This is a genomic window from Serratia proteamaculans, assembly GCF_946227095.1.
In the GTDB taxonomy this organism is placed as follows: domain Bacteria; phylum Pseudomonadota; class Gammaproteobacteria; order Enterobacterales; family Enterobacteriaceae; genus Serratia; species Serratia proteamaculans_E.
In genome coordinates this window covers 292017-308432 of sequence record NZ_CAMISV010000004.1, presented here as the reverse complement: position 1 = coordinate 308432, position 16416 = coordinate 292017, and the positions used below count along the sequence as shown (strand labels likewise).

Here is a 16416-nt window from a genome sequence, read left to right as displayed (position 1 = left end):
TCGGGACGTTCTGAGTCAATGGTCACAGGGTGAGAAAGCCGGCGGCAACAGGCTGCAGCAGGCGGCCCCGCTGGGATTAGTGTTGTGCGATCATCGTTAGGGCTTCGGCGAGGATTTTATCGCCGCGCATCATGCCGTAATCCATACTGTTAATCACCGCGATCGGTTTATTTTCCCTGTCGGCGATCTTTTTAAAATCGGCCAGCTTATATTTAATCTGCGGTCCAAGCAGACAACATTGATAATTCGCCAGCGTGGTTTCAAACTCCTCAATACCCACGGCGATAATATCCACCTCAATACCCTGCTGTTCGGCAGCCTTCTTCATTTTATTGACCACCATGCTGGTCGACATCCCGGCGGCGCAGCATAAGAATATTTTTTTCATCCGTTCTCCTGTAGCCAATATACCCGTCGTCTTTCAAGCCGCAGCGTTGTTACCTGCACTTACTCACCCCAGTTACTTACTTAAGTAAGCGCCTGAGGATGAGTAAGTTGGTCGCCTAGCCGCAACTTGAAATTCATAGGGTACAGGTGCAAATGATTCAGTTGAGGAATGAGTATGGTTTCAAAAACGGAAAAACAGCAACCGGTTTCAGTAACCGGTTGCAGGGTTTAAACGGGTTCTGTGAAGGAGATCCGAATTTTAATTTTCGGACTTAAAGCGCTGAATAACTGAGCAGCATGGCCTGGCTGAAGCTCTCACCTTTGGCCAGGCGGCGCAGCCCACCCAGCTCCGCCATGTGATGTGCATTGGCGGCATGCGACATCGGTTCCAGGCAGAAGAATTCGAACTGATAACCCGGATCGAACGCCGGATCGGAGACAAACATAAAGTACACCGGGCAGGCAGGCTCAGTGCTCATTTGCAGCTGACTACCCTGTTCCGGCCACTGGATCTTTGCCTCGCCATTCCAGCCGCCAAACCCGTTATTCACCCAACGACGGGGGATCGCGGCCAGCCGGGTAAAGTCCATTTCCTCGCTAAGCGGCGCCCGTTCGCCCGCCAGCCACTCTTCGGCCTCCAGCCAGTAGGCCTGAGCCGGTGCCTGCAGCCGGGTATCCGGCGTTAACGGAAAATACGGATGCCAACCCAATCCGTAGGGCATTGGGCTTTGACCATCATGTTCCACCACCAGTTCGATCCTCAGTTGCTGCCGCTCCAGGGTAAAACATTGCTCAACCCGGTACTGATAAGGCCCTTCGGCATGCTGATAACTTAAACGAAGGAAATCGCTGCGCTGCTCAATGCACTGCCATTGCTGCAGCCAACCATCGCCGTGCAGGTAATGCCGATCCCAACTCGTATTCGGGCAAAGCGCATAGTCCCGCCCCTCGAAACTGAACCGGTTTTGGTTGACCCGGTTGCCAAAGGGCACCAGCGGAAAGCAGCCCGATTGCAACGCCGGGGTGTCTTCACTCAACGTTGCCGGCCGCAGCAAGGGAATTTCCCCTTTTGGGCTATGCGCAGCCAGTTTCAGCACGCTGCCGCCCAAGGATGAAACCACCAGCGTAAGACTGCCATTATCCAACCTGAACAAGGCCATATTGCCTCCGGAGTTAATCGGCGAAGTTAATAACCACTTTGCCACACTGGCCAGAAGCCATCAGCGCATAGGCCTCTGCGGCCTGTTCAAGGTTGAAACGGTGGGTAATGGCAGCATGAGGATGCATTTTCCAGTCGTGCAGATCGGTGCAGCATTTTTCCATATGGTGCAGGCTGGTGACCCAGGAACCAATAATCCGCCGCTGGTGATGCATCAGGTCAGCGCTGACTTCGAACTCAACCTTGCCGGTTTCACCAATGTAGATCACCCTCCCCCAATCTGAAGAGGCTTGCAGCGCCAGCAGGCGACCTTTGGCATTGCCGGAACAGTCCAGCGTCACATTGGCACCGCCCGCCGTCAGTTCACGAATACGCTCTGTCACGCCGTCGCCGGTCAGAAATCCGTGATCCATCAGCCCCAACTTTTTCGCGGTGGCCAGACGTTCAGGGATAACATCAACGCCAATCACCGTTTTCGCTCCGCGGCCCTTCGCCAGCATCATCGCCATCATGCCTACCGGGCCAAGTCCCACCACCAGCACATGGTCGCTGCCGGAGACTTCACCCCGCACAATGCCCTCATAAGCCGTGCCGACGCCGCAGGAGATAAAAGCGCCGTCTTCATAGCTGAGCGAGTCTGGCAGATGGATCAAATCTTTCTCTTCCGCCAACAGGTAATCGGCATGCCCGCCATCCCGCTGCCAGCCATAAGCGGCCTTGCCCTCACCGGTGCAAGAAATCGGGTAACCCCGGCGACAGTTACTGCAAAAGCCGCAGCCGGAAATATGGTACACCAGCACGCGATCGCTCTCGCGAAAATGCCGACAGCCCGCCCCCAAAGCCACGATCTGACCACAGGGTTCATGACCATTAACAAACCCACGATACAAAGGTTGGTCCGGCGCGGCCGCCGTCCCCCGATGCTGGTGATAAATATAATGAATATCGCTACCGCAAATACCGGACGATTTCATTTTAATCAACACCTGGCCAATACCCGGCTGTGGAATATCAACTTCACGCAGCATCACACTGGCATTACCGGGCAAATAAGCCGCCAACATTTTCCCCATGTTATTTTCCTTCCAAATTTAATAAAGAATTTTTTGAGCGAAACTAAATGTTATTGCTTACTGTTCTTTTGCATCACAATAATATTCACCAGCACCGCCAATACAATAATGACTCCCCTGACCACCTGTTGGAAAAAGGAGTTAATGCCCAGTAACACCAGGCCACTGCCAATCAGGGTGATCACCAGTACGCCAAGCAGGGTGCCGAGCATCGAACCGCGTCCGCCGGACAAGGCGGTGCCGCCCACCACCACGGCGGCAATTACGTCGAACTCCAGACCGCTGGCCGCCCCGGCGTTACCCGAACCCAGGCGCGCAGCCAGCAAAATGCCCGTCACGGCGGCCAGCAGACCGGCGATGGTGAACAGCAGCACGCGAACGCGCCTGACGTTGATCCCGCACAGCTGCGCGGCACCGGCGTTACCGCCAATCGCGTATACCGAGCGGCCAAAAGCGGTTTTCTTGCTGATAAACTGAAAAACCACGAACAGGATCAGCATAATTACTGCTGACACCGGCAGCCCCAACACCTGGCCGCCCAGCCAATCCAGCACGGTATTTTCTTCGATCGGCACCGGCAGCGCGTTGGTCATAAACAGCCCCATGCCGCGCAATGCGCTCCACAGCCCCAGCGTGGCAACAAAACTCGGCACGTTGAACCTGCCACGCAGCACCCCGGCAACCGACCCCAGCGCCGCCCCCAACAGCAGAGACAAAATCAGCGCGATCGGCAGAGGTATCGCGTATTGCATCAAATACGCCAGGATCACGGATATAAACGCCACCATCGGCCCCACACTGACGTCAATTTCCCCGGAAATGATAATTAAGGTCATCGCCCAGGCAGCAATGCCGATAGTGGCCGCATCGCGTAATATATTCATTTGATTGTTAAGCGAAATAAACCCTGGGGCATAAATGGAGAAAACGAGATATAACACGATAATAATCGACAGCAAGCCCAACTCATTGGCGTGTTTGGATAATTTATGGCTCTTGGTTATTTTCATTTCAGGTACCAATGTGGACATTGTCATTACCTCCGGTGGCTTCTATAACGGCAGAATTATTGGATCATCAGCACTTCAGACATTAATTGTTCAACATCCACGGGGGAGATAAATTCCTTTACTATCCTTCCCTGTTGTAACAATAAGATCCGGTCGCAAACCTGAGGTAACTCCTCGACTTCACTGGACACGAAAATAATGCTTTTCCCTTCTGCCGCTAATTCACGGGCGATGCGATAGATTTGATTTTTGGCTTCCACATCGACGCCTCGGGTCGGCTCATCAAGCAATAAGATCCGACTCCTGGCATAAACCCAACGACCAATCACCACCTTTTGCTGGTTACCCCCAGAGAGCGTCACGATCGGCGTACCGGTCGCTGCCGTTTTCACCCGCATACGGCTGACGATCGCCGACGTCGCTTGTTTGATCTTCAGCCAGTTCAGCACGCCATAGCGGCTTACCGCACGGCTGTCGGTCATCACGGTGTTCTCATCCACTCCCAACAGCGGCATGATACCTTCGGCCTTACGGTTTTCCGGGGTGTAGGCCATACCGCGTTTGAGCATACCGGCATAATTCGGGGCCATCAGCGTTTCCCCGTCCAACACCAGTTCACCTTCAGTAAAGGGCGTCAGACCGACAATCGCTTTCAGCAATTCGCTGCGGCCCGCCCCCAGTAACCCGGCGATGCCCAGGACTTCACCACGCCGCAGTTCAAAACTGACCTGCTGCAATTTGGGTGGTAACGATATCTGCCTGACCGCCAACACCGTTTCGCCGCCGACAGGTGCCGTGACCCACTGAGTGTGGTGATCCTGATGGCCCAGCATCAGGTCGACAATCTGCTGGGTGGACGTGTTATCCAATGCCACATCCCCGGCCACGCAGCCGTCGCGCATAATGGTGCAGGAAGACGCCAGCCGGCGGATTTCATTCATCCGGTGGCTGACATACACCACTGCAATGCCGGCAGCAGACAGGCGCATCACCGCCGCAGCCACCAGATCTGCCTCGGCGTTGGCCAGCGAACTGGTCGGCTCATCGAGGATCACCACTTTGGGATCCCCCTGGATAACGCGGGCTATCTCCACCAATTGCTGCTGCGCCGGGCTCAGGTCACGCACCCATTGTTGAGGATCGATATCGACTCCCAGCCGGTCCAGCGCCCGTTTCGCCTGCTCTGCCATACGCCGGGCATCAATCACCCCGGCACGCTGCGGCCAGACGCCCAGGCACAGGTTTTCCGCTACGCTCATATCCTGCACCAGGCTTAACTCCTGGTAGACGGCCCGTACACCGAGCCTAGCGGCACGCCGCGTCAACTGAGCCTCCGGCCCGTCCAGCTGTTGTTCACCGATAAAAACCTGCCCGGCATCCAGCCGTTCGCTACCGGTCAGCATGCGGATCAAGGTAGATTTACCCGCACCGTTTTTCCCCAGCAGCGCGCGCACCTCACCACGGCGCAGAGTAAAATTCACATCTTGCAGAGCCACCACTCCCGGGTAGCGTTTATGCCCGGACTGGATGCGGGCCACCACCGGTTGCTGTGCCAGACTGCTCATGGCCCTGTCGTTCATCGGAGTCACCTGCATCAAGGTAAGCCATCTTTGTGAGTCGCCAACCAGTCAGTCGCGCTCTGCGTGGTGGCATAGAGATCTATCGGTACCTGCACCACCTTTTGAGCGACCGGCTGCCGGTTAATGGCGCTCATCACCTGAGCAAATGCCAATGCCCCCATCTTCTTGCCGGAGATATCCACCACCGCTTGCAGCACTTGCCGGTTCGCCAGCTCTTGGGCAATTTCAGTGGTCATGTCCGAGCCGAACACCACGGTTTGCCCGACCTTGTTCTGATTGCGTACGGCTTTAACGGCACCAAGCGTAGCGCCGCCGGACTCACCGAAAATAGCATCGACCTTGCCGGATGAAATCAGCAGTTTCTCTCCCACCGATATCGCCTTATCCAGCACCGTGCCTTCCTGATTGGCAACTATCTTCATACCCGGCACTTTCGCCTTCAGCGCATCTTCAAAACCTTTACGGCGCTGTACGCAGACTTCAAATGCCTCGCAGTTAATGACCGCAATAGTCGGCTGCGTTATTTTCTTCTCAATAAAGTAATCGGCCGCGCTATTCCCCAGTTTCTTCCCGAATTCATATGGGTCCCCTACCAGATAGGCATAGACATATTTATCTACACCCTTCTCGTTAATGCAGGTGTTGTAACAAATCACCGGGATATTCGCTTCGTGGGCTCGCTTAATCGCCCGCACGCTGCCGTTGGTTGAAACGGCAGAGAGCACCACGGCACTCACATCGCGCGCGATCATGGTATCGATAAACGAACTCTCTTTAGAAACATCACCTTGTGCGTTGGTTTCTATAATGCCAATTTTGCCGCTGGCCTTGTCTGCGCTGTCTTGTACCCCCCAGCGCACCCCGGCGTAATATCCCTGGGTATCAAGATAAATGGCGCCAATAGTCATCTTCTCGTCTTTGGCCTGCACCCCTGTACTAAAAATAACGATGACCCCGGTAATGGCTAACATCATGTGTCTTATTTTTTTCAGCAACATTGTTGTTCTCCAGTTAATGTTTATTAACCCCTTGCTGCATATTTTCATTATTACGACTGATGGCCGGGACTTGCCGCCAGTGCGGTCAAGTCCCAGAGCACCAACTCATTACACTAAATGATCAAGTTGATTACTTTTCACCACAGGATCACGCATTAAACTAAACAGAGTTAAGTAAACTCTTTTTCCTTACCGGCGGCAGCTCCTGTCGGGACGAGCTGCTGCTCCAGCGCCTCCAGCGTGATGCCTTTGGTTTCCGGCACTCTGGCGTAGATAAACAGTGCTCCGGCCAGGCAGATCGCGCCGTACAGCAGGAAACTGCCCGCTGCGCCCAACGCGGCATTTAACAGTGGGAAGCTGTAGGTCAGCACGAAGCAGGCGACCCACAGGGCAAAGGTGCCTGCCGCCATCGCCGCACCACGGATACGATTGGGGAAAATCTCCGCCAGCAGCACCCAGGTGACCGGCGCGAGCGTGACGGCATAAATGGCGATGGCAACCAGAACCAGCAGCAGTACCGGCAGGCCCAACAGACCATAGGCGTAGGCCGCCGCCATCAACAGGTAGACAGCCGTCAGTCCGCAGGCGCCGATCAACATCAACCGACGCCGGCCAATGCGATCCACCAGCGGCAAGGCCAGCAGGGTGAAGATCAGGTTGATCAACCCGGTGGCAACGATCGACTTCAGGGTATCGTTGATATCAAACCCTGCCGAAGCGAAGATCTCCTGCGCATAGTTGAAGATCACGTTAATACCGCACCACTGCTGGAAAACCGCCAGCACAATGCCAATCACCAGCACCGGTCGCACATCCCCGCGCAGCAAAGCACGGAATGGCATCTTGCTGCTGTCCTTGTCCAGCGTCTGGCGGATCTCCGTCAGCGTTTGCCGTGCGTATTGTTCGTTACCGATGCGCCGCAATACCCGCTGCGCCTGCTCATGACGTCCGGCCTTCGCCAACCAGCGCGGTGATTCGGGGACGGCCAGCATTAACAGCAGGAAAGCCAGCGCCGGTACCAGTTCAGCGCCAAACATATAGCGCCAGCCAATCTGCCCATTCCAGCTGGCCAGCAGATCCGCCTGGCTGGCATTGGCCACCACCGGATCGGCGATCAACAGGTTGATCAACTGCGCCGCCAGCACGCCAATCACAATGGTCAATTGATTCACCGCCACGAAGCGACCCCGCTGCGCCGCCGGACTGACTTCGGCGATATACACCGGCGACAGAGCCGAAGCCAGGCCAATACCGACCCCACCGACAATGCGATAAAAGATGAAGGCATCGAAGCTGGTGGCCATGGCCGTGCCCCAGGCGGAGATCACAAAGGTTAACGCGGCGATCGCCAGCGGCAACTTTCGGCCAAAACGATCCGACAGCAGGCCGGAGATCAAGGCACCAAAAATACAGCCAACCAGCGCCGAGCTCATCGCCCAGCCAGACTGCGCAGGATCGGTAATGCCGAAATACGCCTCGTAAAAGGGCTTGGCACCGCCGATCACTACCCAGTCATAGCCGAATAACAGGCCGCCGCAGGCGGCGACCAGGCAGATGGTCCAGACATAGGGCATGTTCAGTTTATTCGTCACATCAACCTCCTCCGGGCATCAGCTCGCTAAGGCTGCGGCCAGTACACTGAATAAACGCGCTTTGTCATGCGCAGGATTACACGCCAGCAACACTTTCAACGTCTGCTGCGCCGCCGTGAGCTGCCCTAACCCCAACTGCGCCAGCGCCGTCACCAGCAGGCAATGCTGTTGATGCGCATGTTGCAGATCGTTGTCCAATGCCATCAGATCCGGCAGCGAAACGGCAAAGAAATCGGCGCCGGGGGATACTTCAAGCTGCTGGTGCACCCATTGCTGCATTTGCGTGAACACCTGTTCGGCCTGCGTTGACTGCCCAAGTTGCCTGAGCGCCATGCCGCGATAGAACAGATAATCCACCGGTTGGTCGTTGTAATAGCGGCTTTGCGTCAGTTCGCTGTGCCCCGCGCTGGCCCGTTGCCAATAGCCGGCCGCAGCATCAAGGTTGCCCTGGCGGGCAGCACCGATCCCGAGCCAATAGTAAATATCGTTGTCACTTTGTCCGGCCAGGCGGCCTTCCCCCAGATTGTGCGGGTAGTGCAACGCCGACTGCAGCAAGTCATGAGCCTGCAGCAATTCCCCCTGTTGCAGCACCTGAAACGCTAACCGTTGCAGGTTGATCAGGTACTGTCCGGTGACCTTGCCTTCACCGCCTTCCCACGGGTGGAACTGCCGTTGTTGCAAGATCTGTTGCGCCTCATTCAGCCGCCCGCACTGGTTGTACAGGCTCAGCAGTTCGGCAGTGAGATCGTCACGCTTGGCTACCACCGGTAAATGTTGTTCCAGCAGGGCCAGTCGTTGTTCAGGAGCCGCCCGCAGATGCTTATTCAGTTGATCCAGTTCGAACAGTAACCGGGCATCATCAGGCTGCAGGGCGAACGCCCGCTGCAGATATTCCAGTGCGACATCATGCTGCTGGAGCTTGTTGAAGCTGTAGATCCCCAGGTTGCGCCAGGCATCGGCAAACCCCGGCTGTCGCTCGACACAGCGCTGCCATAACGCCACCGCCTGCAAGTAGTTGCGCTTGCTGTAATGGAAGCAGCCCAACAGGTACTGCGCAAAATCGCACTCCGGCAGTTGGCTCAGCATCTGTACTTCGTTGAGGGTATTGGGGAAGCGTACCTGTCGGCTAAAGCTGTCGCGCGCCTGCGCCAGCAACTGTTGGTATTCACTGTCGCTCACCTCGCCTTTGCGCAAGCTGGCCAACAAATAGCGAGGCAGGGTTTCCTGGCTATCCAGCAGCGTCAGCAGCTCAACCGCCTGTGGTCTGGCCCCCCATTCACACAGTTGGCCGGCAATCGTCAGCGCATTGATGCCACGGCAACCCGTCACCGCCCGTAAGCGCTGTAAATCGGCAGCGTCACGGGTTTGCGCATAGCGCAGGTAATGCAGGCTGTAATGCAATGGGCGAGCGGCCAGCTGTTGCGCAATATAGGCCAGACTCTGCTCCCCCTGACCCAGGCGTTGCAACAGCAGTGCCTTCAGGGCGATCAGCGGGTAATGGCTGGCATTAACGCTCAGGCTGCTTTCACAGAACTCCAGCGCCTGCGAATCATCCCCGCGCCGTGCCGCGATCCGTGCCAAACCATAGAAGCCGCCCGGTTTGCCATTACCGCTCCAGATGGCGCGGTAGAAATCTTCATAGGCCGCGCTGTCGTCACCCAATTGTTCATGCGCGCAGCCGCGGATCAGGCTGGCCAATCCGCACTGTGGGTTACGGTTTAGGTGATGTGCGCGTGCCAGCGCGTCGTCGGCATAGGCGATGACGCGTTTGAAATTGGCGCGGTTATATTCCAGCGTCGCCAGGGCCAGATTGCAGCGATAATCAAGCGGATCCAGCACCAGACCGCGCTGGTAATAGTCGAATGCCGAACGACTGGCGTGATTGTATTGCTCCAGATGCTGGCCGATAAACCAGGCCTCATCGGCACTGTCGATTTGTCCGGCTTCCCGTGGTGCTTTGGCAGGCTGCGGCAGTTCTGCTGCCGGATCGGCCTGATGCTGGCGATAGCTGAGTACGCTGCGCCCCTGCGAGTCCGACAATTCCATGGTCAGGCGACCCGGGAAATCACCGCTCAGGGTCTCCAACAGTGCCGCCCCGGGGTTGAGATCGATACGGCGGTCGAGCAGCAACTGTTGGTCGCTATCGCTGCGGATCACCAGCCGATGTTGCAGCAATGGCGCAACCGCATACAGCCCCCACACCAATTGCCGGCCGTCGCTTTCCAGTTTCAGCGCCGCACGGGTGTTGGCGTTCTGCACCATGCCCAGGGTGTTATAGGGCAGGAAATTCTGCACGAAGCATTTTTCCTCGTAGGCATCGAGCCAGGTGAAATCCGGTTGGTTATCGGTGTAAACCCCGGTCATCAGCTCTATGTACGGGCCGTTGCTGTCGGTCAGGTTGCGATCCCAGGCCTGGCCAAACTCACCGTGGCCCCAACTCCATTGCTTCTTGCCGGGGGACACATGGTGATCGGCGATATGCAGCAAACCGCCCTGCTCATCGTGGCTGTAGGCACCGACAAAGTCATAGTCCGACTTGTGCGCCATATAAGACGTCGGCACCGGGATATTCTTGTAACGCGAAATATCCACGCCAGCCGAGTAATCCACTTTGTAGTAGGTGCCGGTGGCGATAGGGAACGAAGACACATCGCGCTTGCCGTGGTCAAAAACGGCGGTCACATCCGGTGGGAACACGCTCTGGTGATCGTCCCCGCCCTTCACTGCCGGGTTGGCCCACCAAAGGAAATGACGCGGTGTCGGGTTGGCGTTAAAGATCCTGGCGCTGATTTCGATCAACGCCCGGTCGGGATACAGGGTAAAACCGACCATCACCTGCAGTCCGCGCATCGGCTCCACTTCCCCCAGCCAGACGGTCTGCGCACCGTTATCCTGTTGCTGAGTCTGACAATCCACCGGCATGTAGGTGGTTGGGCGGTGGTGCAGCGGCCAGTTGAATTCGATCCCGCCGGAGATCCACGGCCCCAGCAGCCCCACCAGCGCCGGCTTGATCACATCGTTGTGGTAGACAAAATCACGCTGTTGCACCTTGTCGTAAGCCCGGTGAATACGCCCGCCCAGCTCTGGCAACAACATCACCCGCAGGTAGTCATTTTCCAGATAGACCGCCTGATAGCGGCGCAGGGATTTTTCACCGCTCAGGGTATCAATCACGCCGTAAGGGTATACCGCGCCGGAAGACCCCTGATAGACGCGGTTTTCCAGGAACATTGGATGGGAGTCCTGCTCACCGGTGCCGTAGGTGGGTAATTCAACCTGTTCTTGCCAAACCTTGACTGTCCCGTGCATGCTTTCCTCTCTAAAAATACTGAACATTGCGTTTCAGGCAGTCTAGATGACAGGATTGATGACTTTATGCGCTACCATCACGCAATACACTAAACGGGGTTTAATGAATGGCATTGCAAGGTTTGAACAACCAGCGGGTGCGCAATTTTAATAAACGGGTGCTGTGTGCGCTGTTGTATCGGGAAAAGGTTGCCAGCAAGTCGACGTTGGCCCGGCTTTCGCAGCTGTCTATTCCTGCGGTCGGCAAAATTCTCGACGAGCTGCAGGAAGAACAGCGGGTAGAGCACGATCCGCATAACCTGCACAGCCGCGGGTTGGGGGGCGGCAGCTACCGCATCGCCGCCGCAGGGCAACGTATTCTGTGTCTGAACGTCTCCCCCTACCTGATTGAAAGCATCGTGGTGGACGGCCTGATAACACCTTGCAGCGCTTTCACCCCGCTGCCGATTGTCGCTACCACGCCGCAGGCAATGCTGCAGGAAATGGTGCAGATCTACCATCTGCACAGCCGCCAGCAGGGCATGCCGCTAAAAATTGCTTTGTCGATCCACGGCCAGGTCAACCCGCTGACCGGGGTATCGCAACGCATGCCGCAGGCCCCGTGGGAAGGGCCCGTAGAGATAAAATACCTGCTGGAAGAACGTCTGAAGACCGAGGTTTTGCTGGATAACGACTGCGTGATGCTGGGGTTGGCGGAAAAGTGGCAAAATAACGCCAATCTGCAGGACTTCTGCGTGATTAACGTCGATTACGGCATAGGATCCTCGTTCGTGATTAATCAGCAGATATACCGGGGCAGCCTGTTTGGCAGCGGTCAGATTGGCCATACCATTGTCGACCCGGACGGCAGTCTTTGCTCTTGCGGCCGCTACGGCTGTCTGGAAACCATCGCTTCGCTGTCGGCGCTGAAGAAAAAGGCCCGCATTCAGCTCAAAGTCACTCCCTGGACACAGCAGGAAGGCGAAAGGATTAAAACCCCCACCACCGCCGAACTGATTGCTCGTTATCATCAGGGAGATACCGCATTGCAGGTGCTGGTGCAACGCGCCGCCCAGGCGATTGGGCTGAGCCTGTATAACTTTCTTAACATCCTCAATATCAACCGTATTTATTTGTATGGTCGCAGCTGTGGATTCGGTCAGGCCTGGCTGGACACCATCATCAGCCAGACCGGTTTCAACCCTTTCGATCGACACGACCAGATCCAGGCTCAGGCCACACATATCGGTTTTGGCCAACTGACGCGCGCGCAGCAGGTGATGGGGATAGGTTATCTGTATGTCGAACAGGCGCTGACGGAAATGCTATGATGCCCGACTTTATCCCAGCAAAAACAAGACGGAGCACCATGAACCCCACTCTACGAGGCTGGTCACGCGCAGGCATTGTCTGCCTGATGCTGATCCTGGCCGGTTGTTCCAGCAAAAAACCACGTACCAGCTACGATGCTCACGCTTTTGATGATGCGATTGAAGATGCTGCGGATAAATACGATGTCGATCAAAAACTGATCGCCGCGATGATTAAGGTGGAGTCCGGCTTTAACCCAGCGGCGGTGAGTAAGTCCAATGCTATCGGTTTAATGCAGTTGAAAGCCGATACTGCCGGTTGCGATGCCTATCGCTATAAAGGAAAACGCGGTTGCCCGGATGAAGACGACCTGCTGGATCCCGATACCAATATCGATCTCGGTGCCGCCTATATTGCCACATTGCAAAAACAGCAGCTTAAAGGGATCAACAATCCCGTCACCATGCGTTACGCCACCATCATCGCCTACGTCAACGGCACCGGTGCACTGTTGCGGACCTTCTCCAGCAACCGTCAACAAGCCATCTCGATGATTAACAACCTGTCGCCGGAAGCCTTTAACTGGCATGTTCGCAAATATCATCCCGCCCCGCAGGCACCACGCCATTTGATGAAAGTGGAAGCCGCCTACGAACAACTGTAATGTTCAAACGCAAAAAAGGAGAACCCGGGGGTTCTCCTTTTCGTTTCAACGCCTGACCTGGCCGTTAGGGTTTGCTGTTGCGGATCGGTTTGCGTGGCGGCTTATTGGACGGCGTACGCTGACGGGTGATGTCAGTGTGCTTGGTCAACGCCGGACGAGTATGGCGCTGCAAGCGCTTGGCTTCACGCTGCTCGTCGATGCTTGGCGCCGGCACCAGACACTCGCGACGGCTGCCGATCAGGTGCTTCATGCCCATCTCTTCCAGCGCAGTACGGATCATCGTCCAGTTGGCCGGATCGTGATAACGCAGCAGCGCTTTGTGCAGACGACGCTGACGATCGCCCTTCGGTATCACCACATCTTCACTCTTGTAACCAACCCGGCTCAACGGATTTTTACCGCTGTAATACATGGTGGTGGAGTTAGCCATCGGTGACGGGTAGAAGTTCTGCACCTGGTCGAGGCGGAAACGGTTTTTCTTCAACCACAGCGCCAGATTCACCATATCCTCATCACGGGTACCCGGATGCGAAGAGATGAAATACGGGATCAGGTACTGCTCCTTGCCCGCCAGTTTGGAGTAATGATCAAACAGTTGTTTAAACCGATCGTAGCTGCCCATGCCCGGCTTCATCATTTTCGACAGCGGGCCTTCCTCGGTGTGTTCCGGAGCAATCTTCAAATACCCGCCCACGTGGTGGGTAGCCAGTTCTTTGATATAGCGCGGATCTTCTACCGCCAGATCGTAACGTACGCCTGAGGCGATCAGGATCTTCTTGATGCCCTCCAGTGAACGTGCACGGCGATACAGTTTGATGGTCGGCTCGTGGTTGGTGTCCATGTAGGTACAGATCTCCGGATACACGCACGAGGCGCGGCGACAGGTCTGCTCTGCGCGCGGGTTGGTGCAGCGCAGCATGTACATGTTGGCGGTTGGCCCGCCAAGATCGGAGATCACCCCGGTAAAGCCTGGCACCTTGTCACGGATCTCTTCGATTTCACGAATAATAGAGTCTTCTGAACGGCTCTGGATAATGCGTCCTTCATGCTCGGTGATCGAACAGAATGAACAACCGCCGTAGCAACCGCGCATGATGTTGACCGAGAAACGGATCATGTCATAGGCAGGAATGGTTTCCTTGCCATAGGACGGATGCGGAATACGCTGGTACGGCAGGGCAAACACGCTGTCCATTTCCGGCGTGGTCAGCGGGATAGCCGGTGGGTTGATCCACACGTAACGGTCGCCATGTGACTGCATCAGCGCACGGGCACAGCCCGGGTTGGTTTCATGATGCAAAATACGCGAGGTATGCGCGTACAGCACCTTGTCGGCCTTCACCTTTTCGAAGGACGGCAGCAGCACGTAGGTTTTTTCCCACGGCTTCGGCTTGGCAGCACGCACGGTGACTGGCTTGGCTTCCGGCTCCGGCTTGCCGCCGTCTGCGCACGGCAGGTCATCACCGTAAGGGTTGGGAATAGGCTCAATGCGGCCCGGTTTGTCCATACGGGTAGAATCCACGCCGGTCCAGCCTGGCAATGCGCCCTTACGCATCACTGCGGTATTACGGATATCATGGATCTCACTGATTTTTTCGCCGGCAGCCAGACGGTGTGCCACTTCCACCAACGGACGTTCGCCGTTGCCGTAGATCAGCATATCGGCTTTGGAATCCACCAGCACCGAGCGGCGCACGGTATCCGACCAGTAATCGTAGTGAGCGATGCGACGCAGGCTGGCTTCAATGCCGCCCAGGACAATCGGCACATCTTTATAAGCTTCTTTACAGCGTTGGCTGTAAACCAGCGTGGCGCGATCCGGACGCTTGCCACCCACGTTGCCGGCGGTATAGGCATCGTCGTGGCGCAGTTTGCGGTCAGCGGTATAGCGGTTGATCATCGAGTCCATGTTGCCGGCGGTGATGCCGAAAAACAGGTTCGGTTTGCCCAAACGCATGAAATCTTCTTTATTGCTCCAGTCCGGCTGCGCAATGATGCCCACACGAAAGCCCTGTGCTTCCAGCATGCGGCCGATAATTGCCATACCAAAACTTGGGTGATCGACATAGGCGTCACCGCTGATAATGATCACATCGCAGCTGTCCCAGCCCAGTTGATCCATCTCTTCGCGCGACATCGGTAAAAACGGCGCGGTGCCATAACATTCGGCCCAATAAGGCTTATAGGAAAACAATTCACGGTCGGGTTGGATCAGGCTGGTAGTGCTCATTCTGGTGCTCTTTCACAGGTTAATTAATCGCCGGGCGGCGATTATACGCACTAGTAGCAAAAAGAGCATGGTTATTTCACACATCAGTCACATCACGGGGACTGGCATCTGCAGGTTGATGAGATTTGAAGCCACTGACGATCGGTACAGGCCACTACAGTGTTTCATTATTGTTAATACCAGCTCAGCCATAATAAAAACACGAATTAAATTGAAACAAAAACCATTAAACCCCTTATTTAACTCGTGTGTTCCTATAAAAACAAAATCTAAAAAACATATATAAACCATAAAGGAACAACAATTAACAAAAAAATAAAAAAACTCTATCACATTGTTTTTAAATGACATATTAATATATTATGAAAATATGGCAAAAATTAAAAAGCCAAAGCAACAATCAAGTAGAAGACAAACATTCGTTATGCAACTATAAATGCGTAAGACTTATCCTAAACAAAATAGGTTGTTACAAAATACATCATTAAATGCCTTGCCAATTTAACCATCGCTACACACACATATATACAACGGAGGTAAATATGAAACAGAACATAAGAAAATACCTGGATGAGTCAGAAATAAAAAGCATGATCGAGAGTATTCCCAAAAGCCTGAATGCCTGGCGTGACCGATGTATGATCAGCATGTGCTTTATCCATGGGCTGCGAGCCAGTGAACTGAGCGGTATGACATTGGATAATATTGAACTGGATGCAAAAAGAATCTATATACCCCGCCTGAAGAATGGCCTTTCCGTACAGCATCCTTTGCATGAGAACGAAATTACCATGTTGAGCGGCTGGTTGGAAATAAGAAAAAGTTGGCGTTACGCCGATCTTCCCTGGCTTTTTCTATCACGAAAAGGCGGACGGATCTCCCGCCAGCAAATTTATCGACTGATACGCCACTATGGTAAAAATGCCAATATCAAAATCCCGACGCATCCCCACATGCTGCGCCATGCCTGTGGTTATTGTCTGGCAAATCAGGGCATTGATACCCGTTTGATTCAAGACTACCTGGGACACCGAAACATTCACCATACCGTACTTTATACCGCCAGCAATGCCATGCGCTTCCAGGCGATTGAATTTTAACTCTCCGGTCTGCCCCCCTATCTC

At 55.1% G+C, this 16416-nt stretch carries 12 protein-coding genes; 3 read left to right on the top strand and 9 right to left on the bottom strand.

Annotation, left to right across the window (positions count from 1 at the left end):
- Positions 1 to 76: 76 nt before the first annotated feature.
- The 8 genes from OC597_RS10530 to OC597_RS10495 all read right to left on the bottom strand — a co-directional run bounded on the left by OC597_RS10530 (position 77) and on the right by OC597_RS10495 (position 11108).
- Positions 77 to 388: a PTS sugar transporter subunit IIB gene (locus OC597_RS10530; RefSeq protein WP_085119233.1), complete on the bottom strand. Its 312-nt coding sequence runs from the start codon at positions 386 to 388 to the stop codon at positions 77 to 79.
- A gap of 271 nt (positions 389 to 659) precedes the next feature.
- Complete coding sequence (locus tag OC597_RS10525) at positions 660 to 1547, bottom strand: aldose 1-epimerase (RefSeq protein ID WP_261257634.1); 888 nt, start codon at positions 1545 to 1547, stop codon at positions 660 to 662.
- 13 nt (positions 1548 to 1560) lie between these two features.
- The gene (locus OC597_RS10520) at positions 1561 to 2619 is read right to left on the bottom strand and encodes a zinc-dependent alcohol dehydrogenase family protein (RefSeq protein ID WP_261257636.1); all 1059 of its coding nucleotides are present in this window, start codon (positions 2617 to 2619) and stop codon (positions 1561 to 1563) included.
- A gap of 50 nt (positions 2620 to 2669) precedes the next feature.
- Positions 2670 to 3656 (bottom strand): ABC transporter permease, encoded by a 987-nt coding sequence (locus tag OC597_RS10515; RefSeq protein ID WP_261257638.1) that lies wholly within the window; start codon positions 3654 to 3656, stop codon positions 2670 to 2672.
- A 29-nt stretch (positions 3657 to 3685) separates the two neighbouring features.
- On the bottom strand, positions 3686 to 5194 hold the full coding sequence (locus tag OC597_RS10510; RefSeq protein WP_262208781.1) for a sugar ABC transporter ATP-binding protein: 1509 nt from the start codon (positions 5192 to 5194) through the stop codon (positions 3686 to 3688).
- Between the two features lie 29 nt (positions 5195 to 5223).
- The gene (locus OC597_RS10505; RefSeq protein ID WP_410071710.1) at positions 5224 to 6204 is read right to left on the bottom strand and encodes a substrate-binding domain-containing protein; all 981 of its coding nucleotides are present in this window, start codon (positions 6202 to 6204) and stop codon (positions 5224 to 5226) included.
- 173 nt (positions 6205 to 6377) lie between these two features.
- Positions 6378 to 7781 (bottom strand): sugar porter family MFS transporter, encoded by a 1404-nt coding sequence (locus OC597_RS10500; RefSeq protein ID WP_261258007.1) that lies wholly within the window; start codon positions 7779 to 7781, stop codon positions 6378 to 6380.
- A gap of 36 nt (positions 7782 to 7817) precedes the next feature.
- Positions 7818 to 11108, bottom strand: coding sequence for a DUF5107 domain-containing protein (locus OC597_RS10495; protein ID WP_262208639.1), 3291 nt, complete (start codon positions 11106 to 11108; stop codon positions 7818 to 7820).
- Between the two features lie 107 nt (positions 11109 to 11215).
- On the opposite strand from OC597_RS10495, the gene OC597_RS10490 reads away from it, so the two are divergent.
- Together OC597_RS10490 and OC597_RS10485 are read left to right on the top strand one after the other, a co-directional pair.
- Positions 11216 to 12418: an ROK family protein gene (locus tag OC597_RS10490; protein WP_261257642.1), complete on the top strand. Its 1203-nt coding sequence runs from the start codon at positions 11216 to 11218 to the stop codon at positions 12416 to 12418.
- Positions 12419 to 12456: 38 nt separating this feature from the next.
- Positions 12457 to 13062 carry a transglycosylase SLT domain-containing protein gene (locus OC597_RS10485; RefSeq protein WP_261257644.1) on the top strand — a complete coding sequence of 202 codons (606 nt, stop codon included), beginning with the start codon at positions 12457 to 12459 and terminating at the stop codon, positions 13060 to 13062.
- A 64-nt stretch (positions 13063 to 13126) separates the two neighbouring features.
- Here the strand turns inward: OC597_RS10485 and OC597_RS10480 are convergent, their stop codons facing one another.
- Positions 13127 to 15292 carry a YgiQ family radical SAM protein gene (locus OC597_RS10480; RefSeq protein WP_262208637.1) on the bottom strand — a complete coding sequence of 722 codons (2166 nt, stop codon included), beginning with the start codon at positions 15290 to 15292 and terminating at the stop codon, positions 13127 to 13129.
- Positions 15293 to 15834: 542 nt separating this feature from the next.
- On the opposite strand from OC597_RS10480, the gene OC597_RS10475 reads away from it, so the two are divergent.
- The gene (locus tag OC597_RS10475; RefSeq protein WP_261257645.1) at positions 15835 to 16392 is read left to right on the top strand and encodes a tyrosine-type DNA invertase; all 558 of its coding nucleotides are present in this window, start codon (positions 15835 to 15837) and stop codon (positions 16390 to 16392) included.
- The last annotated feature ends 24 nt before the right edge of the window (positions 16393 to 16416 follow it).

Coding starts and splice junctions, on each gene's coding strand:
- OC597_RS10530 (WP_085119233.1), bottom strand. CDS start 388: ATGAAAAAAATATTCTTATGCTGCGCCGCCGGGATGTCGACCAGCATG.
- OC597_RS10525 (WP_261257634.1), bottom strand. CDS start 1,547: ATGGCCTTGTTCAGGTTGGATAATGGCAGTCTTACGCTGGTGGTTTCA.
- OC597_RS10520 (WP_261257636.1), bottom strand. CDS start 2,619: ATGGGGAAAATGTTGGCGGCTTATTTGCCCGGTAATGCCAGTGTGATG.
- OC597_RS10515 (WP_261257638.1), bottom strand. CDS start 3,656: ATGACAATGTCCACATTGGTACCTGAAATGAAAATAACCAAGAGCCAT.
- OC597_RS10510 (WP_262208781.1), bottom strand. CDS start 5,194: ATGAGCAGTCTGGCACAGCAACCGGTGGTGGCCCGCATCCAGTCCGGG.
- OC597_RS10500 (WP_261258007.1), bottom strand. CDS start 7,781: ATGCCCTATGTCTGGACCATCTGCCTGGTCGCCGCCTGCGGCGGCCTG.
- OC597_RS10495 (WP_262208639.1), bottom strand. CDS start 11,108: ATGCACGGGACAGTCAAGGTTTGGCAAGAACAGGTTGAATTACCCACC.
- OC597_RS10490 (WP_261257642.1), top strand. CDS start 11,216: ATGGCATTGCAAGGTTTGAACAACCAGCGGGTGCGCAATTTTAATAAA.
- OC597_RS10485 (WP_261257644.1), top strand. CDS start 12,457: ATGAACCCCACTCTACGAGGCTGGTCACGCGCAGGCATTGTCTGCCTG.
- OC597_RS10480 (WP_262208637.1), bottom strand. CDS start 15,292: ATGAGCACTACCAGCCTGATCCAACCCGACCGTGAATTGTTTTCCTAT.
- OC597_RS10475 (WP_261257645.1), top strand. CDS start 15,835: ATGAAACAGAACATAAGAAAATACCTGGATGAGTCAGAAATAAAAAGC.